The following is a 23,438-nucleotide window of genomic DNA, read 5'->3' on the forward strand; positions in this document are numbered from 1 at the left end:
GGGGCTCTCCCCCCGGGCGCGGCCCACCGGCGTACTCCGTCAGCTCCGTCAGGCATACTCCTCAGGTGTGCTCCGTCAGGTGTACGTCAGGCCGTGGCCGACGGGGTACAGCACCTTCGCCGGATCGTCCGCCCGCTGTATGGCGACGGGTAGCCGGCCCTGGGGCCGCGCCTCGCCCGCGATGACCCGGACGGCGGCCCGCAGTTCGACATCGGTCCAGGAGTACGAGGCGAGGGCGGCCCGCTGCCCGGTCAGCCGGGCGATGTCGTACGGGTTGCGGATCGCGACCGTCACGACGGGGACGCCCGTCGCCGCGAGCCGGGAGACCAGCGTGCGCTGCGGGCTGGTCGCGCCGACGTTGTACGTGCCGACGACGACCACGTCCTTGCCGGCCGCCGCCGCCACCGCCTCGTCGATCTTCGCCGCGGTCGGTGTGATGCCGGTCGACAACGCCCGCGCCGTGAAGCCGAGTTCGGTGAACGCCCGGGCGAGGGTGGTGGTCGGCGGCCCGGTGGTGCCGGACGGTGAGGCCGGGTCGGCGCCGACGACCAGCACCTCGCCGTGCGTGCGCCGGTCGATCGGCAGGAATCCGCCCTCGTTGAGGAGGAGGGTGGTGGTCTCCTCGGCGATCCGGTCCGCGTGGGCCCGATGGGCGGGCGTGCCGACCGTCCGGTCCACCCCCGCGTGAGTGACGTACGGATCCTTGAAGAGGCCCAGCTTCGCCTTGAGCCGCAGAATCCGCAGGATCGATTCGTCGAGCCGGTCCTCGGTCAGCTCACCGCTCTTCACCGCCCGCAGAACGGCGTTCCAGGCGAGGTCCAGCTTCGGCGGGTTGAGCAGCTGGTCGACACCGGCCTTGAGCGCGAGGACGGGCACGCGCTCGTCGCCGTACTTCGTCCGGACCCCCTCCATGCCGAGCGAGTCCGTCACCACCACGCCGTCGTACCCCAGCTTCTCGCGCAGGATGCCGGTCAGGATGGGACGGGAGAGGGTCGCCGGGTCCTCGCTCGGATCGAGCGCGGGCACCACGATGTGCGCGGTCATGATCGAGTCGATCCCGGCGGCGATCGCCGAGCGGAACGGCGGCGCGTCCAGCTCCGCCCACTCCTCAAGGGTGTGGGTGATGGTCGGCAGGCCGTAGTGGCTGTCGACGGCGGTGTCCCCGTGGCCCGGGAAGTGCTTGGCGGTCGCCGCCACCCCGGCCCGCTGGTAGCCCTTGACCTGGGCGGCGACCAGAGCGGCGACGGCCTCGGGGTCGGAGCCGAAGGAGCGCACGCCGATGACGGGATTGGCGGGGTTGACGTTGACGTCGGCGTCCGGGGCGTAGTTCTGCCGGATGCCGACGGCGGCCAGTTCGGCGCCCGCGATCTGGGCGGCCTTGCGGGCGTCGGAGCGGGACCCTCCGGCGCCGAGCGCCATCGCGCCGGGAAGGAGGGTGGCGGGCGCGCCGACCCGGCAGACGATGCCGTGCTCCTGGTCGGTGGAGATGAGCAGGGGGAGGGGCGTGGGCTGGGCCAGACCGGCCTTCTGGATGCCGTTGGAGAGATCGGCGATCTGGTGCGGGTCGCGGGTGTTGTGGGCCCAGGTGAAGTAGATGATCCCGCCGACGTGGTACCGCTCCACGAGCTCGGCGGCGGTACGGACGCCGATCTCCCTGAGGTTGGCGTCGATGTCGGCCTGGTGGGGTGCGGTGGCGGAGTGGCCGTAGACCCGCATGACGAAGAGCTGGCCGACCTTCTCCTCCAGCGACATGCGGGAGATGAGCCGGCGAAGGCCTCGGTCGTCGGTTCCCGCGTGCGCGAGCGGTGCTGCGGCTCCGGTGACGGCGGCGGCCGCGGCGGCGGCGGTGACGGTGAGGAGGGTGCGTCTGGAGGTGGCGCGGTGGTGCACTGATGCTCCTTCCGGCCGTGCGAGATTGAAGGAAACTTCCAAGGAGTCACGGATAGCCCGAAAGTAACTGCCAGGTCAAGCACCTGCGCAGGATCCGCGTCGCGCTCCCCGTTCGCGGCGGAGTGGGGTCGGGCGGCTGCGGAGGGCGCTCGGGCGGCCCAGGAGGGCTTGGACGTGAGCATGGCGAAAGTGCGGTTAGGGTGCTGGTTCCGACGACGAACGGGGACCCCGCACCATGACGTTTCCGCCTCCGGGACAGCAACCGCACCCTTCCGCCCAGGGGTACGCGCAGCCGTACCCCCAGGCGCGGCCGTATCCGCAACCGTACGGATTCCCCGGACAGTTCCCCGGCCCGTCCGGCCCGCACGGGCACGTCTGCGAGGTCTGCGGCGCGCAGCCGGCGACCGCCGTGACCGTCCGCTCCCATCAGGGCATGGTCGTCATCATGCGTACGGTCACGCGGCGGGGCGTCTTCTGCCGTACGTGCGGTCTCTCCGTCTACCGGCAGATGACCTCCGACACGCTCGTGACCGGCTGGTGGGGAATCCTCTCCGTCTTCGTCACGCCCTTCATCGTCCTCGGCAACCTCGGCGCCCGGGGCGCGCTGCGCCGGCTGCCCGAACCGTACGGAGCCTCCCGGCAGCCGCTCCACCCGGGCAAGCGGGTTCTCTTCCGCGGGCCGGCGATGCTGATCCTCACCCCGATCGCGTTGCTCCTGCTGGCGATTCCGGCGCTCGTGATCGTCGGCCTGGTCGTCGGGGACGGCGACGAGCCGGTCCCGCTGTCCGTGGGCGACTGCGTACGCAACACGGCGGAGTGGCCCGACCAGCGGCTGGAGAAGGTGGGGTGCGGCTCCCCGTCGGCCGAGTACCGGGTGGCGGAAGCGGCGTCGTGCGGCCCGGGCGACTACCTGCTGCGCGCCGAGTACCTCGTCGACGCGCCCAATCCGGGCTCCTGCGTCAAGCGCCTCTAGCTCTACCCCGACCGCGCCGGGCCGCCCGCGACGGAGCCCTCAGCCCGGAGGCTCCGTCGTTGGCGGCGCCGCCCGCGACAAGCTCCCCCGCCCGGGCGCCACGTCACCCCCGGGGCGGCGCCGTCGAGTCGCGGACCATCAGCTCGCCCGCGATCGTCGCGATCCCCCCCGGCGGTGCCGCCTCCGTGCCCATCGCGAGCCGCCCCGCCCGCGCTCCCGCCTCGTGCAGCGGCAGCCGTACGGTCGTCAGCGCGGGCACCGCGTCCAGCGAGAAGGGCAGGTCGTCGAAGCCCGCCACGGAGACGTCGCCCGGGATGCTCAGGCCCCGGTCCCGCAGCGCTGCGCACGCGCCCAGCGCCACCGTGTCGTTCGCCGCGACGACCGCCGTCAACGACGGCTCCCTGCGCAGGAGTTCGAGCGTCGCGTCGTAACCGGAACGCCGGTCGTACGACCCGTGGACCGTCAGCACCTCCGCGCCCTCGGCCAGCCCCGCCCCGGCCATCGCCTCCCGGTGCCCCTCAAGGCGTTCCCGGGTCGTCGTCCGGTCCGCCGGCCCCGCCACGTAACCGATCCGCCGGTGGCCGAGCCCCAGCAGGTGCTCCGTCAGCCGTCTCGCCCCCGCCCGGTTGCCGAAGGTGAGCGCGGCCGCGCTCGCGTCCCCCGCCACCGGCGGCCGGCCGCACAGCACGACCCGGGTTCCCGCGTCCGCCAGCTTCGTCAGCTTGGCCGCCACCGCCGCCATGTGCTCGGGCAGCTCCAGCGATCCGCCGGTCAGGATGACCGCCGCGGCCCGCTGGCGCTGGAGCAGGGTCAGATAGGTGAGCTCGCGCTCGGGGGAGCCGCCGGTGTTGCAGACGACGGCCAGTTTCTCGCCACCGGCCCGGCCCGACGCGCCCTCCCCGATCGCGCTCTGTGCCGCGCCCGCCATGATCCCGAAGAACGGGTCGGCGATGTCGTTGACCAGGATGCCGACCAGGTCGGAGGTGGCGGCGGCGAGCGAACTCGCGGGCCCGTTCAGGACGTAGTCCAGCTCGTCGACCGCCCGCAGCACCCGCTCCCGGGTCGAGGCGGCGACCGGGTAGTTGCCGTTCAGGACGCGGGAGACGGTCGCGGGGGACACCTGGGCCCGCGCGGCCACATCCGCGAGCGTGACGGTCATCGCGTACCTCCGAGGTGACGGGGGCCGACCCCTTGTCCGGCGTGTTGTCGGCAGGCTAGCGTCATCTCATGTAGAAAGCGCTTTCTATCGCGCTGTCCATTCTGGTGTGGAGGGGAAACTTCGTGACACGCAGGACGGTCCGGATCGCCATGAACGGCGTCACCGGGCGCATGGGCTACCGCCAGCACCTCGTCCGCTCGATCCTCGCCCTGCGCGAGCAGGGCGGGCTCGACCTCGGCAACGGCGAGACCCTCTGGCCGGAGCCCGTGCTCGTCGGCCGCCGCGAGCACGCGCTGCGCGCCCTCGCCGAGCGCCATGGCCTCACCGAGTGGTCGACCGACCTCGACGCCGTCCTCGCCGACGACTCCGTCGACCTCTACTTCGACGCCCAGGTCACCTCGGCCCGCGTCGAGGCGATCAAGAAGGCGATCGCCGCCGGAAAGCACATCTACACCGAGAAGCCGACCGCGACGGACGTCGAAGGCGCCCTGGAACTCGCCCGTCTCGCGCGCGACGCCGGAGTGCGGCACGGCGTCGTCCAGGACAAGATCTTCCTCCCCGGCCTGCTGAAGCTGAAGCGGCTCATCGACGGCGGGTTCTTCGGCGAGATCCTCTCCGTACGGGGCGAGTTCGGCTACTGGGTCTTCGAGGGCGACTGGCAGGAGGCCCAGCGCCCCAGCTGGAACTACCGCGCGCAGGACGGCGGCGGCATCGTCGTCGACATGTTCCCGCACTGGGAGTACGTCCTGCACGAGCTGTTCGGCCGGGTCACCAGCGTCACCGCGCACGTCGCCACGCACATCCCGCAGCGCTGGGACGAGCGGGGCAAGCCGTACGAGGCGACCGCCGACGACGCCGCGTACGGCATCTTCCAGCTGGAGGGCGGGGCGGTCGCCCAGATCAACTCCTCCTGGGCGGTCCGCGTCCACCGCGACGAACTGGTCGAGTTCCAGGTCGACGGGACCCACGGCTCGGCCGTCGCCGGGCTGCGCGGCTGCCGCGTCCAGCACCGCTCGGCCACCCCCAAGCCGGTCTGGAACCCGGACATCCCCGTCACCGAACCCTTCCGGGACCAGTGGCAGGAGGTGCCGGACAACGCCGAGTTCGACAACGGCTTCAAGGCGCAGTGGGAGCTGTTCCTGCGCCATGTCGTCCTGGGTGAGCCGTACCAGTGGGACCTGCTGGCGGGCGCGCGCGGAGTGCAGCTCGCCGAGCTGGGCCTGCGGTCGGCCGCCGAGGGCCGCCGCCTGGAGGTCCCGGAGATCACGCTGTGATCCGCCTGCCGCAACCGGAGGGAGGGGTACGGGAGTACACCCCGCGCCCCGCGCAGGCGCCGGACCCCGCCGGGGCCGGGCCGCTGACCTCCCGCACCGTCTTCTCCGCCGCCCATGTCGTCGCCGACCCCCACGCCGACACCACCCCCGACTCGCCCGCCGCCGTCGACTGGGACGCCACCCTCGCCTTCCGCCGCCACCTGTGGGCCCAGGGCCTCGGCGTCGCCGAGGCGATGGACACCGCCCAGCGCGGTATGGGCCTGGACTGGGCCGGGGCCGCCGAGCTGATCCGCCGCTCGGCCGCCGAGGCCAAGGCGGTCGGCGGCCGGATCGCCTGCGGCGTCGGCACGGACCAGCTCACCGGCCCGGCCGGCCTCGCGGCGGTCCGCGAGGCGTACGAAGAGCAGCTCGCCCTCGTCGAGGAGACCGGCTCCCAGGCCATCCTCATGGCCTCGCGCGCCCTGGCGGCCGCCGCCGCGTCCCCGGACGACTACCTGGACACGTACGCGCATCTGCTGCGCCAGGCGTCGGAGCCGGTGATCCTGCACTGGCTGGGGCCGATGTTCGATCCGGCGCTCGACGGCTACTGGGGCTCGGCCGACCTCGACACCGCGACCGACACCTTCCTGGAGGTGATCGCGGCCCACCCGGACAAGGTCGACGGCATCAAGGTCTCCCTCCTCGACGCCCAGCGCGAGATCGACCTGCGCCGCCGCCTCCCGCAGGGCGTCCGCTGCTACACGGGCGACGACTTCCACTACCCCGAGCTGATCGCCGGTGACGACCAGGGGTTCAGCCACGCCCTGCTCGGCATCTTCGACCCGCTGGGGCCGCTCGCGGCGCGGGCGGTGCGCGTCCTGGACACCGGTGACGTGAAGGGCTTCCGGGAGCTCCTGGACCCGACGGTCGAGCTGTCCCGGCACCTCTTCCAGGCCCCGACCCGCTTCTACAAGACGGGTGTGGTGTTCCTCGCCTGGCTGGCCGGCCACCAGGAGCACTTCACGATGGTCGGCGGCCTGCAGTCCGCCCGCTCCCTCCCGCACCTGGCCCGTGCGTACGAACTGGCCGACGGGCTGGGACTGTTCCCGGACCCGGAACTCGCGGAGTCCCGGATGCGGTCCCTGCTCACGGTGTACGGAGTCGAGCGATGAACCCTCTTTCCCGCTTCAGCGTCAACCAGATGACGGTGAAGCAGCTCTCGCTGCCGGAGCTGGTGGAGCAGTGCGTACGGCTCGGCATCCCGGGCGTCGGCCTGTGGCGCGAACCGGTCCAGGAGTACGGGGTCGAGGCCACGGCCAAGCTCGTACGCGACGCGGGCCTGACGGTCACCACCCTGTGCCGGGGCGGCTTCTTCACGACCGCCGAATCGCTGGACGACAACCGGGCGGCTATCGACGAGGCGGCCGCCCTGGGCACCGACACCCTGGTCCTGGTCTCCGGCGGTCTGCCCCCGGGCAGCCGCGACCTGCCGGGCGCCCGGGCCCGGATCACCGACGCGATCGCCGAACTCGCCCCGTACGCGGGCGAACGGGGCGTCCGCCTCGCCATCGAACCGCTCCACCCGATGTACGCGGCGGACCGCTGCGCGATCTCGACCCTCGACCAGGCGCTGGAGATCGCCGAACGCTTCCCGGCGGAGCAGGTCGGCGTGGCGGTCGACACGTACCACATCTGGTGGGACGACCGGGCCCCGGCGGCGGGGACCCGGGCGGGCGCCTCGGGCCGTATCCACACCTTCCAGCTGGCCGACTGGACCACCCCCCTCCCGGCCGGAGTCCTCACCGGCCGGGGCCAGTTGGGCGACGGCGTGATCGACCTGCGGGCCTGGTGCGACCGCGTCGAGGCGGCCGGTTACACGGGCCCGATCGAGGTGGAGCTCTTCAACGACGAGCTGTGGGCGCGGGACGGGGTGGAGGTCCTGGAGGAGACGGCGAGGAGGTTCTCGGACCACACCGGTCCGCTGGGCTGAGCCACCACGGGTCTGTTTGAGCCGACCGGCCCGCTCGGCTGAGCCACCACGGTTCTGCTTGAGCCCACCGGCCCGCTGGGCTGAGCCGCCACGGGTCCGCTCGGCTGAGCCGCCGGGCCGGTGGTGTCTCAGTCGAGCCAGTCCAGCGGGTCCTCCGAAGCGGTGTCGCCCTCCAGGCGTGTCGTGAAGGAGACCGGCAGCCCGAGTGCGGCGAGCCGGTCGGCGGACTCGGGCGAGAGCGTCAGCCGCTCGTCCGCCCGCACCGTGCCCGCGATCGACACCTGGGCGAAGCAGCCGGCGGCGGACAGCTCCCTGAGCTCGTCGAGGCGCGGACCGACCTGAGCGGTCAGCGCCGCGACCTGCTCGCCCAGATCGGCGGAGAAGTGCTCGTCGAGGGTGTAGGCCCACCAGCCCGGCCCGTGACGGATCGACGCGCCGGTCTGCTGCTCCGCGAGCTGGGCGAGGCCGAGGGAGCGGTCGACGGCCGAGGGGTCCACACCGCCCCCGGTGAGGGCCAGGGAGGTGGTGATCGAGGTCCACACGGCGGTCACCGTTCGCTCGTGCTGGGGGCGAGGGTCAGGGGAACGCCCAGGCGGGCCACTCGGCGCAACTGCTCGGCGGTGAGGGCGATCCGCGAGTCGTCGCCCACGTATCCCCTGATGGTGAGTGTGACGGAAAGGCCGCTTGCCAGGAGTTCACTCACCGCGCCGGAGTGCGGTTCGACCGCCGTCAGGACGGTGTCGAGCTGTTCCGAGAACACCCTTGTGGAGCGCTCGTCGCATTGGAGTCGCCATTCCCCGTCGACGTCTCCCGGCCGTCCCCACCGGCTGGGACCGGGTGGGCGGGTTCCGGTCGGCTGCAGGGTGAGCTTCCTGGTCACTTCGTCCGGGTCGAGCTCGGGCCCCCTGACGACGAGAGACACATCGGGCAGCGCCCACGTGCCTCCTCGCTGGTGATCCGCATCCGCATTCACTGTCCGACCCCTTCGCTACCTTCGGTACATGTCCAACCAGGGTCAGGCAGAGGTGCCGGCGCCGCGCCAGGCGGTCGTCGAAGGCGTTCTCGAGCGGATCACCTATGCCAACGAGGAGAACGGCTACACCGTCGCCCGGGTCGACACCGGACGGGGCGCCGGGGATCTCCTCACGGTGGTCGGCTCGCTGCTCGGTGCGCAGCCGGGCGAGTCGCTGCGGATGGAAGGCCGTTGGGGCTCCCATCCGCAGTACGGCAAGCAGTTCACGGTCGAGAACTACACGACCGTCCTGCCCGCGACCATCCAGGGCATACGCCGCTATCTCGGCTCCGGTCTCATCAAGGGCATCGGGCCGAGGATCGCCGAACGGATCGTCGAGCACTTCGGCACCGACACCCTCGACGTCATCGAGCGGGAGCCGAAGCGGCTCATCGAGGTGCCCGGACTGGGCCCCAAGCGGACGAAGCTGATCGGCGCGGCCTGGGAGGAGCAGAAGGCGATCAAGGAGGTGATGGTCTTCCTCCAGGGCGTCGGGGTCTCCACCTCCATCGCCGTGCGGATCTACAAGAAGTACGGGGACGCCTCCATCTCCGTCGTGCGGAACCAGCCCTACCGCCTGGCCGCCGACGTCTGGGGCATCGGCTTTCTGACCGCCGACAAGATCGCCCAGTCCGTCGGCATCCCGCACGACAGCCCGGACCGGGTCAAGGCCGGCCTGCAGTACGCCCTGTCGCAGTCGACGGACCAGGGGCACTGCTTCCTGCCCGAGGAGCAGCTGATCGCCGACGCCGTGAAGCTGCTCCAGGTCGACACCGGGCTGGTCATCGAGTGCCTCGCCGCGCTCGCGGAGGACCCCGAGGGGGTGGTGCGCGAGCCGGTGCCCGGCCCGGAGGGCCGGCCGGTGACGGCCGTGTATCTGGTCCCGTTCCACCGCGCCGAGCTCTCTCTGGCCGCCCAGATCACCCGCCTCCTGCGCACGGACGAGGACCGGATGCCGGCCTTCCAGGACGTGGCCTGGGACAAGGCCCTGGCCTGGCTGGCCGACCGCACGGGCGCCTCGCTCGCGCCCGAGCAGGAGGAGGCGGTACGGCTCGCGCTGACCCGCAAGGTCGCCGTCCTCACGGGCGGGCCGGGGTGCGGCAAGTCGTTCACCGTCCGGTCGATCGTGGAGCTGGCCCGGGCGAAGCGGGCGAAGGTGGTCCTGGCGGCGCCCACCGGCCGGGCCGCGAAGCGCCTGGCCGAGCTGACCGGCGCCGAGGCGTCCACCGTGCACCGGCTCCTGGAGCTGAAGCCGGGCGGCGACGCGGCCTTCGACCGCGACCGCCCCCTGGACGCCGACCTGGTCGTGGTGGACGAGGCGTCCATGCTCGATCTGCTGCTCGCCAACAAGCTGGTGAAGGCCGTGGCACCCGGTGCCCATCTGCTCCTGGTCGGGGACGTCGACCAGCTGCCCTCGGTGGGCGCGGGTGAGGTCCTCGGCGATCTGTTGGCCCCGGACAGCCCGGTCCCGGCGGTCCGGCTGACCCGGATCTTCCGGCAGGCCCAGCAGTCCGGCGTGGTCACCAACGCCCACCGGATCAACGCCGGCCTGCCGCCCGTCACCAACGGCCTGCCGGACTTCTTCCTCTTCGCGGAGGACGAGACGGAGGACGCGGCGCGGGTCGCCGTCGAGGTCGCGGCACGGCGAATTCCGGCCAAGTTCGGCCTCGACCCCCGCCGTGACGTGCAGGTTCTCGCCCCGATGCACCGGGGCCCGGCAGGCGCCGGCGCCCTCAACGGACTCCTCCAGCAGGCCATCACCCCGGCCCGCCCGGACCTCCCCGAGAGGCGGTTCGGCGGCCGTGTCTTCCGTGTCGGCGACAAGGTCACCCAGATCCGCAACAACTACGAGAAGGGCGCCAACGGCGTCTTCAACGGCACGGTCGGCGTCGTGACCTCGCTCGACACCGTCGAGCAGCGGCTGACCGTGCGTACGGACGAGGACGAGGAGGTGCCGTACGACTTCGACGAGCTGGACGAACTGGCCCACGCCTACGCCGTCACCATCCACCGTTCGCAGGGCAGCGAGTACCCGGCGGTCGTGATCCCGGTCACCACCAGCGCCTGGATGATGCTCCAGCGGAATCTGCTCTACACCGCCGTCACCCGCGCCAAGAAGCTGGTGGTGCTGGTCGGCTCCCGGAAGGCGATCGGCCAGGCCGTCCGTACGGTTTCCGCGGGCCGGCGCTGTACGGCGCTGGCCCATCGGCTCGCCGGCGGCGGCTTCGCCACCCGGTGACGCGACCGACGCGACCGGTGATCCGGCCGGTGACGCGAAGGGGCGTTCCCGGGCCCCCGGTCGTGTGAAAGGGCACCCCCGACTACCGGAAGCGGGGCGAAGGGGGCAAGATGAGCAGGTTGGCGGCACTGAGTGCCGCCAAATGGCCCAATGGTCGACCCCGAGTGCACTCTCCTGAGCCAAATGGGGGATGGTAGAGACAGTCAGGGCACCTCGAAGAAGAGGCACTACGTCGGTGAGGGATGACGTGAGCGACAACTCTGTAGTACTGCGGTACGCGGACGGTGAATACACCTACCCGGTGGTCGAAAGCACCGTCGGCGACAAGGGCTTCGACATCGGGAAGCTCCGAGCCCAGACCGGTCTGGTGACCCTGGACAGCGGATACGGCAACACCGCCGCCTATAAATCCGCGATCACCTACCTCGATGGTGAGCAGGGCATTCTGCGGTACCGCGGCTACCCCATCGAGCAGCTGGCCGAGCGCTCCACCTTCCTCGAGGTGGCGTACCTGCTGATCAACGGTGAGCTGCCCAAGGTCGACGAGCTCGCGACCTTCAAGAACGAGATCACGCAGCACACGCTGCTGCACGAGGACGTCAAGCGCTTCTTCGACGGCTTCCCGCGCGACGCCCACCCGATGGCGATGCTGTCCTCGGTGGTCTCGGCGCTGTCCACGTTCTACCAGGACAGCCACAACCCGTTCGACGAGAAGCAGCGCCACCTCTCCACGATCCGGCTGCTCGCCAAGCTGCCGACCATCGCGGCGTACGCGTACAAGAAGTCGATCGGCCACCCCTTCGTCTACCCGCGCAACGACCTCGGGTACGTCGAGAACTTCCTGCGCATGACCTTCTCGGTCCCGGCGCAGGAGTACGAGCTGGACCCGGTCGTGGTCTCCGCGCTCGACAAGCTGCTGATCCTGCACGCGGACCACGAGCAGAACTGCTCGACCTCCACCGTCCGTCTGGTGGGTTCGAGCCAGGCGAACATGTTCGCGTCGATCTCCGCCGGCATCTCCGCCCTCTGGGGCCCCCTGCACGGTGGCGCCAACCAGTCGGTCCTGGAGATGCTCGAGGGCATCCAGGCCAACGGCGGCGATGTCGACTCCTTCATCAACAAGGTGAAGAACAAGGAGGACGGCGTCCGCCTGATGGGCTTCGGCCACCGGGTGTACAAGTCCTTCGACCCGCGCGCCAAGATCATCAAGGCGGCGGCGCACGACGTCCTCTCGGCCCTCGGCAAGTCCGACGAGCTGCTGGACATCGCGCTCAAGCTGGAGGAGCACGCGCTCTCCGACGACTACTTCGTCTCGCGCAACCTCTACCCCAACGTGGACTTCTACACGGGTCTGATCTACCGCGCGATGGGCTTCCCGACCGAGATGTTCACCGTGCTCTTCGCGCTCGGCCGTCTCCCGGGCTGGATCGCCCAGTGGCACGAGATGATCAAGGAGCCGGGCTCCCGCATCGGCCGCCCGCGCCAGATCTACACCGGCGAGGTCCTGCGCGACTTCGTCCCGGTCGAGGGCCGCTGACGCCTGACCTCGTCACGAGGTGCGTCACGAGAAGCGCCCCGCCACCGATCCCCCCACGGGTCGGTGAGCGGGGCGCTTCCCATATCCCCGGTGCGGATTCCCCCCACGGGATCCGGGCCGGGCGTCTGCCGGGTTCAGCAGAAGCTACGCGGGTCGGCGCGGTCTGCCGGGGTACGTACGGGAGGGCCGCTCAAAGCTCCCCGTGCACGTGCCCCGGCCAACGCTTGCCTGGGACATCCCCCAAGACGTCCCATGAACGTCCCCCAAGACGTTCTTGGCATCGCCCACTTAGACTCGCGAACAGCCCGAATGGTTACCCCTCAATATCTGTGATCTAGGTCTCTTTGTGAAGGTCCTGTGCGTCACGTGTAGGTGAATTCACGTGAACCGCCGCAGTCGCAGGCTGTTCGTCACGACGAAAACGGACGAGAACGCCATCGCCAGGCCCGCGATCATGGGGTTGAGCAGTCCGGCGGCGGCCAGCGGCAGGGCGGCGACGTTGTAGCCGAAGGCCCACCCGAGGTTGCCCTTGATCGTCGCCAGGGTGCGGCGGGAGAGGCGGATCGCGTCCGCCGCGACCCGCAGGTCTCCGCGTACGAGAGTGAGGTCACCGGCCTCGATGGCCGCGTCCGTACCCGTCCCCAGGGCCAGGCCCAGGTCGGCGGTGGCGAGCGCGGCCGCGTCGTTCACGCCGTCGCCGACCATGGCGACCGTACGACCCTCGGCCTGGAGCCGCCGGATCACGTCGACCTTGTCCTGCGGCAGCACCTCGGCGAAGACCCGGTCCGCCGGGATGCCCACCTCGGCCGCCACCGTCTCGGCGACCGACCGGTCGTCCCCGGTCAGCAGGACCGGCGCCAGACCGAGGGCGCGCAGCCGGGCCACCGCATCGGCGCTGGTCTCCTTGACCGCGTCGGCGACCGTCAGGTAGCCGCGGGCCCGCCCGTCCCAGGCGACATGCACGGCCCCCGGCTCCGACCGCCCGGGCACCTCGATCCCCGCTCCCTCCAGGAGAGCCGCGCGGCCGGCCAGGACCTCGTGTCCGTCGACGCGCCCGCGCACGCCGAGGCCGGGCACGTTCTCGAACGACGTGGGCACGGGCAGCTCGCCCACCGGCAGCCCCAGCCGCTCGGCGGCGCCGGCCGCGACCGCCCGGGCGACCGGGTGCTCGGAGGAGTGCTCCAGGGCGCCCGCGAGCCGCAGCAGCTCGGCCTCGTCCTCACCCTCGTAGCCGTACACCTTCCGCAGCGCCATCCGGCCGGTGGTGACCGTGCCGGTCTTGTCGAGGACGACGGTGTCGACGCGCCGGGTGGACTCCAGCACCTCCGGGCCCTTGATCAGGATGCCGAGCTGCGCGCCGCGGCCGGTGCCGACCATGAGGGCGGTCGGGGTGGCCAGGCCCAGGGCGCACGGGCAGGCGATGATCAGGACGGCGACGGCGGCCGTGAACGCGGCGGTGCTGTCCCCGGTCACCAGCAGCCAGGCGGCCAGGGTGCCGAGCGCGAGGAGCAGCACCACGGGCACGAAGACCGCCGAGATCCGGTCGGCGAGCCGCTGGACCTGGGCTTTGCCGTTCTGCGCCTCCTCGACCAGCTTCGCCATCCGGGCCAGCTGGGTGTCCGCGCCGACGCGGGTAGCCTGCACGACCAGCCGGCCGGTGGTGTTGAGGCAGCCGCCCGTCACCGGGTCACCGGCCGCCACGTCGACCGGGAGGGACTCACCGGTCAGCAGGGAGGCGTCGACGGCGGAGCGCCCCTCGGTGACGTTCCCGTCGGTGGCGATCTTCTCCCCGGGCCGCACGACGAAGAGGTCGCCGACGTGCAGGGCGGCCACCGGCACGCGTACCTCCGTACCGCCCCGCAGGACGGCCACGTCCTTGGCGCCCAGCTCCATCAGCGCGCGCAGCGCCGAGCCGGCGCTCCGCTTGGCCCGGGCCTCCAGATAGCGGCCGAGGAGGAGGAACGTGACGACCCCGGCCGCGACCTCCAGATAGATGGTGGCGGCGCCGCCCGCGCGCCCGACGGTGAGGTCGAAGGTGTGACGCATGCCGGGCATGCCCGCGTGGCCGAAGAACAGCGCCCAGAGCGACCAGCCGAAGGCGGCGAGCGTGCCGACCGAGACGAGCGTGTCCATGGTGGCGGCGCCGTGCCGGAGGTTGGCCCAGGCGGCCCGGTGGAAGGGGAGCCCGCCCCAGACGACGACCGGCGCGGCGAGGGTGAGCGAGAGCCACTGCCAGTTGTCGAACTGGAGGGCCGGGACCATCGCGAGCAGGACGACGGGGGCGGAGAGGACCGCCGAGACGGTCAGGCGCGTGCGCAGCGCGTCGAGCTCCGCGTCCCGCTCCCGCCCCGGCTTCGGCTCCGCTTCGGATGTCGGCTCCGGGGCGGGCTCCGGCGGCGGGGGCTCCTCGGCGGTGTAGCCGGTCCTGACGACCGTCGCGATCAGCTCGGCGACCTCCACCTCGGGCGCGTGCTCGATCCTCGCCTTCTCCGTCGCGTAGTTGACGGTCGCCGTGACGCCGTCCATGCGGTTGAGCTTCTTCTCGACGCGGGCCGCGCAGGAGGCGCAGGTCATCCCGCCGATGATCAGCTCGGTCGACCGGCTGGAGGGGTCGGTGGCGGTGGTGGGGGCGGAGCTGGAGGTCATGTGCGGTTCCAAAAGGGAGCAGGGCCGTACCGTCGTAACGGTACGGCCCTGCCGGGTATGCCGGAGGCGGGCCTCAGGCCCGGCCGACCAGTTCGTAGCCGGCCTCGTCGACGGCGGCGCGGACGGCCTCCTCGTCGAGTGGGGCCTCGGAGACCACGGTGACCCGGCCGGTCGCGGCCACGGCCGTGACCGAGGAGACGCCGGCGATCTCGGAGATCTCGCTGGAGACCGCGCCCTCGCAGTGGCCGCAGGTCATGCCCTTGACCTGGTAGACGGTGGTGACACCGTCGGCGGGGCTCTCGGCCGCGCTGTCGTGACACGAGCCGGTCGACGAGCAGCAGCCGCTGGAGACCTCGGGGAGTTCGGTCTTCGTCTCGGCGGTCATGGCGTTCTCCTCTTCGAGGGTGGTGCTGGTTCAGGGTCGTACACTCGCACATCCTATACCCCTGGGGGGTATGAGTCCACTGCGTGTCCGCCGCGCTTCTCCCGAGTCATTCGCGCCGGCTGCGGTTGCTCGGACGGTTGGCTACCCAGGCGTGGATGGTCTCCGCGTACCAGTAGGGCTTGCCCGACTCCACTCGGTCGGGCGGCGGCAGCAGTCCGTGCTTCCGGTAGGAGCGGACCGTGTCCGGCTGCACCCTGATGTGTGCGGCGATGTCCTTGTACGACCAGAGTCTTCTGTCCGTCATATGTGGCACCTCCCTGCACGCCACGCAGCGGCGGCGGGGGTGCCGTTCGGGGGGCTGCGGTGGCGGGCGCTGGCGATCACTGAGCCTGTGCCCGTTGAACGACACCCCTCGACCGGAGGAGAGCGGCTGTCGACCAGCTGTGACGGAAAACCCGCGTAATGGAGATATGTGTGACGACAGCGGGACGGATGTGACGCAAGTGGCGCATAGTCACTTCGGCGCGCCACCGAGGTGTTTCGGGGACGGATCGCCTAGGGGGCGTCTTGTCCCTAGGGTCCTCGTTCGGACCCTAGGCCCCGCAGGAGCGCAGGAAGCGGCGGGTGCGGACCGCGATCGGATACGGCCGGTCCGGCTCGCACGGGTACATGTCCTGCTCCACGATGGCGAAGAGATCCACGTCCAGGGCCTGGGCCGCCGCGAGGACCGGCTCCAGGGCGGGCACTCCGGAGGGCGGTTCGCACATCACGCCCCGGGCCACGGCGGGCCCGAACGGAACCCCGTCGGCCACGACCTCGGCCAGGATCTCCGGGTCGACCTGCTTGAGGTGGAGATAGCCGACGCGCTCGCCGTAGGTCTCGATCAGTTTGACGCTGTCGCCGCCGCAGTAGGCGTAATGGCCGGTGTCCAGACAGAGCGAGACCAGGTCCGGGTCGGTGGCGTCCAGGAAGCGGGCCACGTTCTCCTCGCTGTCGATGTGCGTGTCCGCGTGCGGATGGACGACGATCCGCAGTCCGTAACGCTCCCGCACCTCCTGCCCGAGGCGTTCGGTCAGGGACGTCAGATGACGCCACTGACCGGCGTCGAGGGTGCGGTCCTCCAGGACCTCGCCGGTCTTGTCGTCCCGCCAGAAGGAGGGGATGACGACGAGGTGTTCCGCTCCCATGGCCTGCGCGAGGGCCGCGTTGTCGGCGACATGCGCCCACGTCCTTTCCCAGACCGCCGGGCCGTGGTGCAGTCCGGTGAAGACCGTCCCGGCGGAGACCCGCAGACCGCGGCGGCTCGTCTCGTCGGCGAGGATCGCGGGGTCGGTGGGCAGATAGCCGTACGGGCCCAGCTCGATCCACTCGTAACCGGCGCCGGCCACCTCGTCGAGGAAGCGCTGCCAGGGAACCTGCCGGGGATCGTCGGGGAACCAGACGCCCCAGGAGTCCGGGGCGGAGCCGATACGGATACGGGACAGTGGCGACGGCTTCGTCATGCAAGCCACCTTGGCCGGGGCCGCGGAGGAGCGTCAAGACGGTCGTCCGAATGTAAGGACATAGCGTTGACAGGGTTCCCGGCGGGCGGCTAGACCTGGGTGCGGGGCCGAGGCGAGAGGTGACGTACATGCGGACGGAGCCGTACGACCTGATCACGATGGGGCGCATCGGGGTGGATCTGTATCCCCTTCAGGTCGGGGTGCCGCTGGCCCGGGTGGAGAGCTTCGGGAAGTTCCTGGGCGGCTCGCCGTCGAACGTGGCGGTCGCCGCTGCGCGGCTCGGCCGGCGCACCGCCCTCATCACCCGGACGGGCGCCGACCCGTTCGGCGAGTACCTGCACCAGGAGCTGAGGGCGTTCGGCGTCGACGACCGGTGGGTGACGGCGGTGGAGGCCTATCCGACGCCGGTGACCTTCTGCGAGATCTTCCCGCCCGACCACTTCCCGATCCACTTCTACCGGCAGCCCAAGGCCCCCGACCTGGAGATCCACCCGCACGAGCTGGACCTCGCGGCGATCCGCTCGGCGCGCGCGTTCTGGGTGACCGGCACGGGGTTGAGCGCCGAACCCAGCCGGACGGCGACCCTCGCGGCGCTGCGCGAGCGAGACCGCGAGGGCCTGACCGTCCTCGACCTGGACTGGCGCCCGGCGCTCTGGCCCGAACCCGCCGAGGCCCCCGCGCTCTACCGGGCCGCTCTGAGCGCGGCGACGGTCGCCGTCGGCAACCTCGACGAATGCGAGGTCGCCACCGGGGAGCGCGAGCCCCACGCCGCCGCCCGCGCCCTGCTCGACGCGGGGGTGCGGCTCGCCGTCGTCAAGCAGGGCCCCAAGGGGGTCCTCGCGATGAGCGCGGACGGAGAGTACGCGGAGGCGGAACCGCTGCCGGTCGAGGTCGTCAACGGCCTCGGCGCGGGCGACGCGTTCGGCGGGGCGCTCGCACACGGCCTGCTGGCGGGCTGGGACCTGGACCGCGTGATCCGCCACGCCAACGCGGCCGGCGCGATCGTCGCCGGCCGCCTCGCCTGTTCCCCCGCGATGCCGTACGAGACCGAGATCGCCCAGGCCCTGGCGACGGGCACGGGCTCGGTTCCGGCGTACGGGCCCCAGGGGGAGGGTTCGGCCTCAGGGGTACGGCCGGGGGCCGGGGGCGAACCGGCAGGGCCGGGGGCCGGAGCACGGCCGGTACGGTCGGAGCCGCCGGGGCCCGGAGCACCGCCGGTGCGGCCGGGGCCCGGAGCACCACCGGGGCCTGCGGCCTCACCGGCGCCGCGGGGGCTTGGGGCACCACCGGAGCCCCCGGAGCCCCCGGAGCCCCCGGCTCCACCGGCACCTCCGACCGCACCGGAGCCCGCACCATGACCGGCGACGGCCTGGGCGCGGCCGGCGTCCCGGGCCGGTCGGACGAACCTGGGGCCGTCACGTCCTCGGGCCGGTCGGACGAACCCCGCGCCACCGCCCCAGGCCCCCCGGACCGACCCGCCCCCGCCCCCGATCCGCCGGACGTGCCCTACCACCTGGCCGCCGCGCCCCGCTTGAGCAGGGCAGGGCGGTCGGCATGGGAGGTGGGGCACGACGACCGACCCGCACCGTGGTCACCTGCCGAACCTGCCGAACCTGCCGAACCTGCCGAACCCGCCGTACTCGCCGAATCCCCCGCCTCCCGCCCGGCCCCGTCGGCCGCCACCGCCACCGCGCGTCCCGCCCCACCGAGCGCCACCCCCCACCCCCTCCCGCCCGTCGACGTCGCCCATCTCGCCGCCCTGCGCGCACAGCACCCCGAGGCCGTCGCGGAAGCCGCCGCACGGCGCCGGACCCGGCCGCTGCTCGCGGGGCGTGGCCGGCTCCTGATCGTCGCCGCCGACCACCCCGCCCGCGGGGCGCTCGGGGTCGCCGGCCGGCCGTACGCCATGGCCGACCGCGCCGACCTGCTCGGGCGGCTCCGCCTCGCGCTCTCCCGCCCCGGCGTCGACGGCGTCCTCGCCTCCGCCGACATCCTCGACGACCTGCTGCTCCTCGGCGCCCTGGAGGACCGGCTCGCCGTCGGCTCCATGAACCGCGGCGGCCTCGCCGGCGCCGCCTTCGAGCTCGACGACCGCTTCACCGGACACCGCCCCCAGGACCTCGCCCGCCTCGGCTTCGACGCCGGCAAGCTGCTGCTGCGCATCGACCCCGACGACCCCGGCTCCCTCACCACCCTCCACTCCGCCGCGCGCGCCGTCGACGAGATGGCCGCCCTGCGCCTGCCCGTCTTCGTCGAACCCTTCCTCTGCCGCCGCGACGCCGCCGGCCGCCTCCGCACCGACCTCTCCGCCGAGGCCGTCACCACCTCCCTCGCCATCGCCTCCGGCCTCGGCGGAACCTCCGCCTACACCTGGCTCAAGGTCCCGGTCACCGGCCACCCCGACGAGATGGCCCGCGTCATGGCGGCCACCACCCTCCCCGCGGTCCTCCTCGGCGGAGACCCCGGTGCCGACCCGGCCGCGCAGGAGGCCACGTACGAGAAGTGGCGCACCGCGCTCCGCCTGCCGACCGTCCGAGGCCTCGTCGTCGGCCGCGCACTCCTCTATCCGCCGGACGGCGACGTGGCCGGCGCCGTCGACACGGCGGCGAGTCTGCTGGACGAGGAGAAAGGGGTAGGCACACGACCATGAACTCCCTGCATCTGCCCGCCGGAACCGCCTCGCGCGGGCCCTACGCCCTCCACATCGACCCCGAACGGGCCGGCTGGGACCACTGCTCCCTCCGAGTTCTCGAACTGCGCCCCGGCGAGAGCCATCTCCTGGACACTGGGGACAGTGAATGGATCGTGCTTCCGCTCACCGGCGGCTGTACGGTGCACGTAGCCGGCGAGACCCTCCAACTCCAGGGCCGTGACAGCGTGTTCGGCGGGGTCTCCGACTTCGCGTACGTGCCCCGTGACGCCCGAGCCCAGATCGCCTCCGGTGCGGGAGGCCGCTTCGCTTTGGCAGGAGCGAAGTGCGAGCGACGACTCCCCGCTCGCTATGGCCCCGCGCCGGAGGTTCCCGTCGAGGCGCGCGGCAGCGGCGCCCAGGCACGGCAGGTACGGAACTTCGCCGCCGCCGGCGTCTTCCCGTGCGACCGGCTGATCGCCGTCGAGGTGATCACCCCGGGCGGCAACTGGTCCTCCTATCCGCCCCACAAACACGACGAGCACCGCCCCGGCGTCGAGTCCGAGCTGGAGGAGATCTACTACTACGAGATCGGCGGCGAGATCGGCGGTGCAGGGCTCGGCTACCAGCGGATCTCCCCCTCCCGCCCCGGCGGCGCCGACCTCCTGGCCGAGGTCTGCAGCGGTGACGCCGTCCTCGTACCGAACGGCTGGCACGGCCCGTCGATCGCCCAGCCGGGGCACGACATGTACTACCTCAACGTCATGGCGGGGCCGGGAGCCGAACGGGAGTGGAAGATCTGCTTCCACCCGGACCACACGGAGGGATACACGTGAGGACTCTGACCGTCGCCCAGGCACTGGTGCGCTTCCTCGCCGCCCAGTACACCGAACGCGACGGTGTGCGGCAGCGGCTGATCTCCGCGACCTGGGGCATCTTCGGGCACGGCAACGTCGCCGGCGTCGGCCAGGCACTGCTCGAGTACGCCGACCTCATGCCGTACCACCAGGGGCGCAACGAGCAGGCGATGGTGCACGCGGCCGTCGGCTACGCACGCCAGTCGAACCGGCTCTCCGCCCACGCGGTCACCACCTCCATCGGCCCCGGCGCCACCAACCTCGTCACCGGCGCCGCCCTCGCCACCGTCAACCGTCTGCCGGTCCTGCTGCTGCCCGGCGACACCTTCGCCACCCGCCCCGCCGACCCCGTGCTCCAGCAGCTCGAAGTCCCGTACGCCGGGGACGTCTCCGTCAACGACTGCCTGCGGCCGGTCTCGAAGTACTTCGACCGCATCACCCGCCCCGAAGCGCTCATCCCGGCCGCGCTCGCCGCCGCGCGGGTCCTCGCCGACCCGGTCGAGACCGGTGCCGTGACGCTCGCGCTGCCGCAGGACGTCCAGGCGGAGGCGTACGACTGGCCGGAGGAGTTCTTCGCCGAGCGCGTCTGGACGGTGCGCCGGCCGCGCCCGGACCGGGCCGAACTCGACGCGGCGGTACGGGCCGTCAGGGCGGCCCGCAGGCCGCTGATCGTCGCGGGCGGCGGGGTGAAGCACAGCGGCGCCGAGGACGCCCTGCGCACCTTCGCCGAACGCGCCCGTATCCCCGTCGCCTCCACCCAGGCCGGCAAGGGCGCGCTGCCGTACGACCATCCCTGCGACGTCGGCGGCATCGGCCACACGGGCACCGCCACCGCCGACTCGCTCGCCGCAGCCAGCGACCTGGTCATCGGCGTCGGCACCCGCTACACCGACTTCACCACCGCGTCCGCCACCCTCTTCCCCGAGGGCGTCCGGTTCGTGAACCTCAACATCGCCGGTTTCGACGCCCACAAACTCGGCGCCCAGCCGCTCGTCGCCGACGCCCGCGAGGGCCTCACCGCGCTGACCGAGGCACTCGACGGACACGGCGTGGACGAGCCTTCATGGACGCTCTCCAAGGACGACTGGCAGCGGCGGACCGACACCGCCTACGCCGTCCCGGACGAGGACGCCCGCCCCACCCAGACACAGGTCCTCGGCCTGCTCGACACTCTGGTCACCGGGGACGACATCCTGATCAACGCCGCCGGTTCGCTCCCCGGCGACCTCCACAAGCTCTGGCGGGCCCGTTCCTCGGACCAGTACCACGTCGAATACGGCTACTCCTGCATGGGTTACGAGATCCCGGCGGCGATCGGCGTCGCGCTCGCGGCCCCCGGCCGACCCGTCTGGGCGCTCGTCGGTGACGGGACGTATCTGATGAATCCCACCGAGATCGTCACGGCGGTGCAGGAAGGACTGCCCATCAAGGTGGTCATCCTGCAGAACCACGGATACGCCTCCATCGGAGGGCTCTCCGAGGCCGTCGGCGGCGAGGGATACGGCACCGCCTACCGCCACCGCGCCCCGGACGGCACCTTCACCGGGCCACCGCTCCCCGTCGACCTGGCCGCCAACGCCGCCTCCCTAGGCATGCGGGTGCTGCGCGCCCGCACCGTACGTGACCTGCGGGAAGCCCTCGCCGACGCCCGGGCGTCGACCGTTCCCACATGTGTCTACACCGAGACCGAAACGGCAGACACAGTGTCGGGCGCGCCCCCTGCCCAGGCGTGGTGGGATGTGCCCGTGGCCGAGACCGCGACCCGCGCGTCGGCGGTCAAGGCCCGGGAGGAGTACGACCGGCACGTCACCGCCCGACGCCGCCACCTGTAACAGCCAGAAGGAGCATTCCGTCATGACGAAGACCGTCAACCACTGGATCGGTGGCAAGACCGTCGAGGGCACGTCGGGCAACTGGGGCCCGGTCACCGACCCGGCCACCGGTGCCGTGACCACGCGGGTGGCCCTGGCCTCCGTCGACGAGGTCGACGCCGCCGTAGCCGCCGCGAAGGCCGCGTTCCAGACGTGGGGCACGGCCTCGCTGGCGCAGCGCACGACGATCCTGTTCAGGTTCCGGGCGCTGCTCGACGCCAACCGCGACGCGATCGCCGAGCTGATCACCGCCGAGCACGGCAAGGTCCACTCCGACGCGCTGGGCGAGGTGGCCCGCGGTCTGGAGATCGTCGACCTGGCCTGCGGCATCACCACCCAGCTCAAGGGCGAGCTGTCCACCCAGGTGTCGAACCGGGTGGACGTCGCCGCGATCCGGCAGCCGGTCGGCGTCGTGGCCGGCATCACGCCGTTCAACTTCCCGGCCATGGTGCCGATGTGGATGTTCCCGATCGCCATCGCGTGCGGCAACACCTTCATCCTCAAGCCGAGCGAGAAGGACCCCTCCCCGTCGCTGAAGATCGCCGAACTGCTCGCCGAGGCGGGTCTGCCGGACGGTGTCTTCAACGTCGTCCACGGTGACAAGGTCGCCGTCGACCGCCTCCTGGAGCACCCGGACGTCTCGGCGATCTCGTTCGTCGGCTCGACCCCGATCGCCAGGTACATCCACAGCACCGCCTCCGCGGCCGGCAAGCGCGTCCAGGCGCTCGGCGGGGCGAAGAACCACATGCTGGTCCTGCCGGACGCGGACCTGGACGCGGCCGCGGACGCGGCGGTGTCGGCGGCGTACGGCTCCGCGGGCGAGCGCTGCATGGCGATCTCCGCCGTCGTCGCGGTCGGCGCCATCGCCGACGAGCTGGTGGAGAAGATCCGCGAGCGCGCCGAGAAGATCAAGATCGGCCCGGGGAACGACCCGGACTCCGAGATGGGCCCGCTCATCACGGCTGTCCACCGCGACAAGGTCGCCTCCTATGTGAAGGGCGCGGCGGACGAGGGCTGCGAGGTCGTCCTGGACGGCACCGGCTACACCGTCGAGGGGTACGAGGACGGCCACTGGATCGGCCTGTCGCTCCTGGACAAGGTGCCGACCACAGCCAAGGCGTACCAGGACGAGATCTTCGGCCCGGTGCTGTGCGTGCTGCGCACCGACACGTACGAGGAGGGCGTCGCCCTCATCAACGCCTCCCCGTTCGGCAACGGCACCGCGATCTTCACCCGCGACGGCGGCGCGGCCCGCCGCTTCCAGCTGGAGGTCGAGGCGGGCATGGTCGGCGTGAACGTGCCGATCCCGGTGCCGGTGGGCTACCACTCCTTCGGCGGCTGGAAGGACTCGCTCTTCGGCGACCTCCACGTCTACGGCAACGACGGCGTGCAGTTCTACACCCGCGGCAAGGTCGTCACCACCCGCTGGCCGGACCCCTCCGAGACCCCGTCGGGCGTGGACCTGGGCTTCCCGCGCAACCACTGACGTACCCGC

At 72.0% G+C, this 23,438-nt stretch carries 19 protein-coding genes; 11 read left to right on the forward strand and 8 right to left on the reverse strand.

Annotation, left to right across the window (positions count from 1 at the left end; translation table 11 throughout):
- Positions 1 to 75: 75 nt before the first annotated feature.
- On the reverse strand, positions 76 to 1,890 hold the full coding sequence (locus ACIRB4_RS31260) for a glycoside hydrolase family 3 protein (RefSeq protein ID WP_403295960.1): 1,815 nt from the start codon (positions 1,888 to 1,890) through the stop codon (positions 76 to 78).
- A 235-nt stretch (positions 1,891 to 2,125) separates the two neighbouring features.
- On the opposite strand from ACIRB4_RS31260, the gene ACIRB4_RS31265 reads away from it, so the two are divergent.
- On the forward strand, positions 2,126 to 2,863 hold the full coding sequence (locus ACIRB4_RS31265) for a hypothetical protein (RefSeq protein ID WP_403295962.1): 738 nt from the start codon (positions 2,126 to 2,128) through the stop codon (positions 2,861 to 2,863).
- Positions 2,864 to 2,966: 103 nt separating this feature from the next.
- Here ACIRB4_RS31265 and ACIRB4_RS31270 read toward each other — a convergent pair whose 3' ends face one another.
- On the reverse strand, positions 2,967 to 4,022 hold the full coding sequence (locus tag ACIRB4_RS31270; RefSeq protein ID WP_403295965.1) for a LacI family DNA-binding transcriptional regulator: 1,056 nt from the start codon (positions 4,020 to 4,022) through the stop codon (positions 2,967 to 2,969).
- Positions 4,023 to 4,144: 122 nt separating this feature from the next.
- Between ACIRB4_RS31270 and ACIRB4_RS31275 the strand changes: the two genes are divergently transcribed.
- The 3 genes from ACIRB4_RS31275 to ACIRB4_RS31285 are packed head-to-tail and all read left to right on the forward strand — an operon-like array spanning position 4,145 to position 7,265.
- Positions 4,145 to 5,296, forward strand: coding sequence for a Gfo/Idh/MocA family protein (locus ACIRB4_RS31275; RefSeq protein WP_403295967.1), 1,152 nt, complete (start codon positions 4,145 to 4,147; stop codon positions 5,294 to 5,296).
- A complete protein-coding gene (locus ACIRB4_RS31280) occupies positions 5,293 to 6,447 on the forward strand; it encodes a dihydrodipicolinate synthase family protein (protein WP_403295970.1) in 1,155 nt (384 codons plus the stop codon). The genes ACIRB4_RS31275 and ACIRB4_RS31280 overlap by 4 nt, the downstream gene beginning before the upstream one ends.
- On the forward strand, positions 6,444 to 7,265 hold the full coding sequence (locus tag ACIRB4_RS31285; RefSeq protein ID WP_403295973.1) for a sugar phosphate isomerase/epimerase family protein: 822 nt from the start codon (positions 6,444 to 6,446) through the stop codon (positions 7,263 to 7,265). Before ACIRB4_RS31280 ends, ACIRB4_RS31285 begins: the two co-directional genes overlap by 4 nt.
- Before the next feature lie 128 nt (positions 7,266 to 7,393).
- Here ACIRB4_RS31285 and ACIRB4_RS31290 read toward each other — a convergent pair whose 3' ends face one another.
- Both ACIRB4_RS31290 and ACIRB4_RS31295 read right to left on the reverse strand, forming a co-directional pair.
- Positions 7,394 to 7,816: a DUF4279 domain-containing protein gene (locus ACIRB4_RS31290; RefSeq protein WP_403295976.1), complete on the reverse strand. Its 423-nt coding sequence runs from the start codon at positions 7,814 to 7,816 to the stop codon at positions 7,394 to 7,396.
- Positions 7,813 to 8,238, reverse strand: a complete 426-nt coding sequence (locus tag ACIRB4_RS31295; protein WP_403295979.1) for a DUF4279 domain-containing protein — start codon at positions 8,236 to 8,238, stop codon at positions 7,813 to 7,815. The genes ACIRB4_RS31290 and ACIRB4_RS31295 overlap by 4 nt, the downstream gene beginning before the upstream one ends.
- Before the next feature lie 28 nt (positions 8,239 to 8,266).
- Between ACIRB4_RS31295 and ACIRB4_RS31300 the strand changes: the two genes are divergently transcribed.
- Positions 8,267 to 10,516: an ATP-dependent RecD-like DNA helicase gene (locus ACIRB4_RS31300; RefSeq protein ID WP_403295981.1), complete on the forward strand. Its 2,250-nt coding sequence runs from the start codon at positions 8,267 to 8,269 to the stop codon at positions 10,514 to 10,516.
- A gap of 247 nt (positions 10,517 to 10,763) precedes the next feature.
- Entirely contained in the window at positions 10,764 to 12,053 is a 1,290-nt protein-coding gene (locus ACIRB4_RS31305; protein WP_352190558.1) for a citrate synthase, read from the forward strand.
- A gap of 378 nt (positions 12,054 to 12,431) precedes the next feature.
- Here ACIRB4_RS31305 and ACIRB4_RS31310 read toward each other — a convergent pair whose 3' ends face one another.
- From ACIRB4_RS31310 to ACIRB4_RS31325, 4 genes are all read right to left on the reverse strand, one after another.
- On the reverse strand, positions 12,432 to 14,699 hold the full coding sequence (locus ACIRB4_RS31310; protein WP_403295984.1) for a heavy metal translocating P-type ATPase: 2,268 nt from the start codon (positions 14,697 to 14,699) through the stop codon (positions 12,432 to 12,434).
- 73 nt (positions 14,700 to 14,772) lie between these two features.
- Entirely contained in the window at positions 14,773 to 15,084 is a 312-nt protein-coding gene (locus tag ACIRB4_RS31315; RefSeq protein ID WP_403295986.1) for a heavy-metal-associated domain-containing protein, read from the reverse strand.
- A 106-nt stretch (positions 15,085 to 15,190) separates the two neighbouring features.
- A complete protein-coding gene (locus ACIRB4_RS31320) occupies positions 15,191 to 15,388 on the reverse strand; it encodes a helix-turn-helix transcriptional regulator (protein ID WP_403295988.1) in 198 nt (65 codons plus the stop codon).
- Between the two features lie 289 nt (positions 15,389 to 15,677).
- Positions 15,678 to 16,586: a sugar phosphate isomerase/epimerase family protein gene (locus tag ACIRB4_RS31325; protein WP_403295991.1), complete on the reverse strand. Its 909-nt coding sequence runs from the start codon at positions 16,584 to 16,586 to the stop codon at positions 15,678 to 15,680.
- A gap of 128 nt (positions 16,587 to 16,714) precedes the next feature.
- Between ACIRB4_RS31325 and iolC the strand changes: the two genes are divergently transcribed.
- The 5 genes from iolC (at position 16,715) to mmsA (ending at position 23,429) form a co-directional block, all read left to right on the forward strand.
- Positions 16,715 to 17,944, forward strand: a complete 1,230-nt coding sequence (gene iolC / locus ACIRB4_RS31330; RefSeq protein ID WP_403295993.1) for a 5-dehydro-2-deoxygluconokinase — start codon at positions 16,715 to 16,717, stop codon at positions 17,942 to 17,944.
- Between the two features lie 401 nt (positions 17,945 to 18,345).
- The gene (locus ACIRB4_RS31335) at positions 18,346 to 19,236 is read left to right on the forward strand and encodes a deoxyribose-phosphate aldolase (protein WP_403296024.1); all 891 of its coding nucleotides are present in this window, start codon (positions 18,346 to 18,348) and stop codon (positions 19,234 to 19,236) included.
- Positions 19,233 to 20,051, forward strand: coding sequence for a 5-deoxy-glucuronate isomerase (iolB, locus tag ACIRB4_RS31340; protein WP_403295996.1), 819 nt, complete (start codon positions 19,233 to 19,235; stop codon positions 20,049 to 20,051). The genes ACIRB4_RS31335 and iolB overlap by 4 nt, the downstream gene beginning before the upstream one ends.
- Complete coding sequence (iolD, locus tag ACIRB4_RS31345; protein WP_403295999.1) at positions 20,048 to 21,904, forward strand: 3D-(3,5/4)-trihydroxycyclohexane-1,2-dione acylhydrolase (decyclizing); 1,857 nt, start codon at positions 20,048 to 20,050, stop codon at positions 21,902 to 21,904. The genes iolB and iolD overlap by 4 nt, the downstream gene beginning before the upstream one ends.
- 22 nt (positions 21,905 to 21,926) lie before the next feature.
- Entirely contained in the window at positions 21,927 to 23,429 is a 1,503-nt protein-coding gene (gene mmsA, locus ACIRB4_RS31350) for a CoA-acylating methylmalonate-semialdehyde dehydrogenase (protein ID WP_403296001.1), read from the forward strand.
- Positions 23,430 to 23,438 lie beyond the last annotated feature (9 nt).

Source organism: Streptomyces sp. NPDC093600, from assembly GCF_044764755.1.
Taxonomy (GTDB): Bacteria; Actinomycetota; Actinomycetes; order Streptomycetales; family Streptomycetaceae; genus Streptomyces.

Coding starts and splice junctions, on each gene's coding strand:
- ACIRB4_RS31265 (WP_403295962.1), top strand. CDS start 2,126: ATGACGTTTCCGCCTCCGGGACAGCAACCGCACCCTTCCGCCCAGGGG.
- ACIRB4_RS31270 (WP_403295965.1), bottom strand. CDS start 4,022: ATGACCGTCACGCTCGCGGATGTGGCCGCGCGGGCCCAGGTGTCCCCC.
- ACIRB4_RS31285 (WP_403295973.1), top strand. CDS start 6,444: ATGAACCCTCTTTCCCGCTTCAGCGTCAACCAGATGACGGTGAAGCAG.
- ACIRB4_RS31300 (WP_403295981.1), top strand. CDS start 8,267: ATGTCCAACCAGGGTCAGGCAGAGGTGCCGGCGCCGCGCCAGGCGGTC.
- ACIRB4_RS31310 (WP_403295984.1), bottom strand. CDS start 14,699: ATGACCTCCAGCTCCGCCCCCACCACCGCCACCGACCCCTCCAGCCGG.
- ACIRB4_RS31315 (WP_403295986.1), bottom strand. CDS start 15,084: ATGACCGCCGAGACGAAGACCGAACTCCCCGAGGTCTCCAGCGGCTGC.
- ACIRB4_RS31320 (WP_403295988.1), bottom strand. CDS start 15,388: ATGACGGACAGAAGACTCTGGTCGTACAAGGACATCGCCGCACACATC.
- ACIRB4_RS31325 (WP_403295991.1), bottom strand. CDS start 16,586: ATGACGAAGCCGTCGCCACTGTCCCGTATCCGTATCGGCTCCGCCCCG.
- iolC (WP_403295993.1), top strand. CDS start 16,715: ATGCGGACGGAGCCGTACGACCTGATCACGATGGGGCGCATCGGGGTG.
- iolB (WP_403295996.1), top strand. CDS start 19,233: ATGAACTCCCTGCATCTGCCCGCCGGAACCGCCTCGCGCGGGCCCTAC.
- mmsA (WP_403296001.1), top strand. CDS start 21,927: ATGACGAAGACCGTCAACCACTGGATCGGTGGCAAGACCGTCGAGGGC.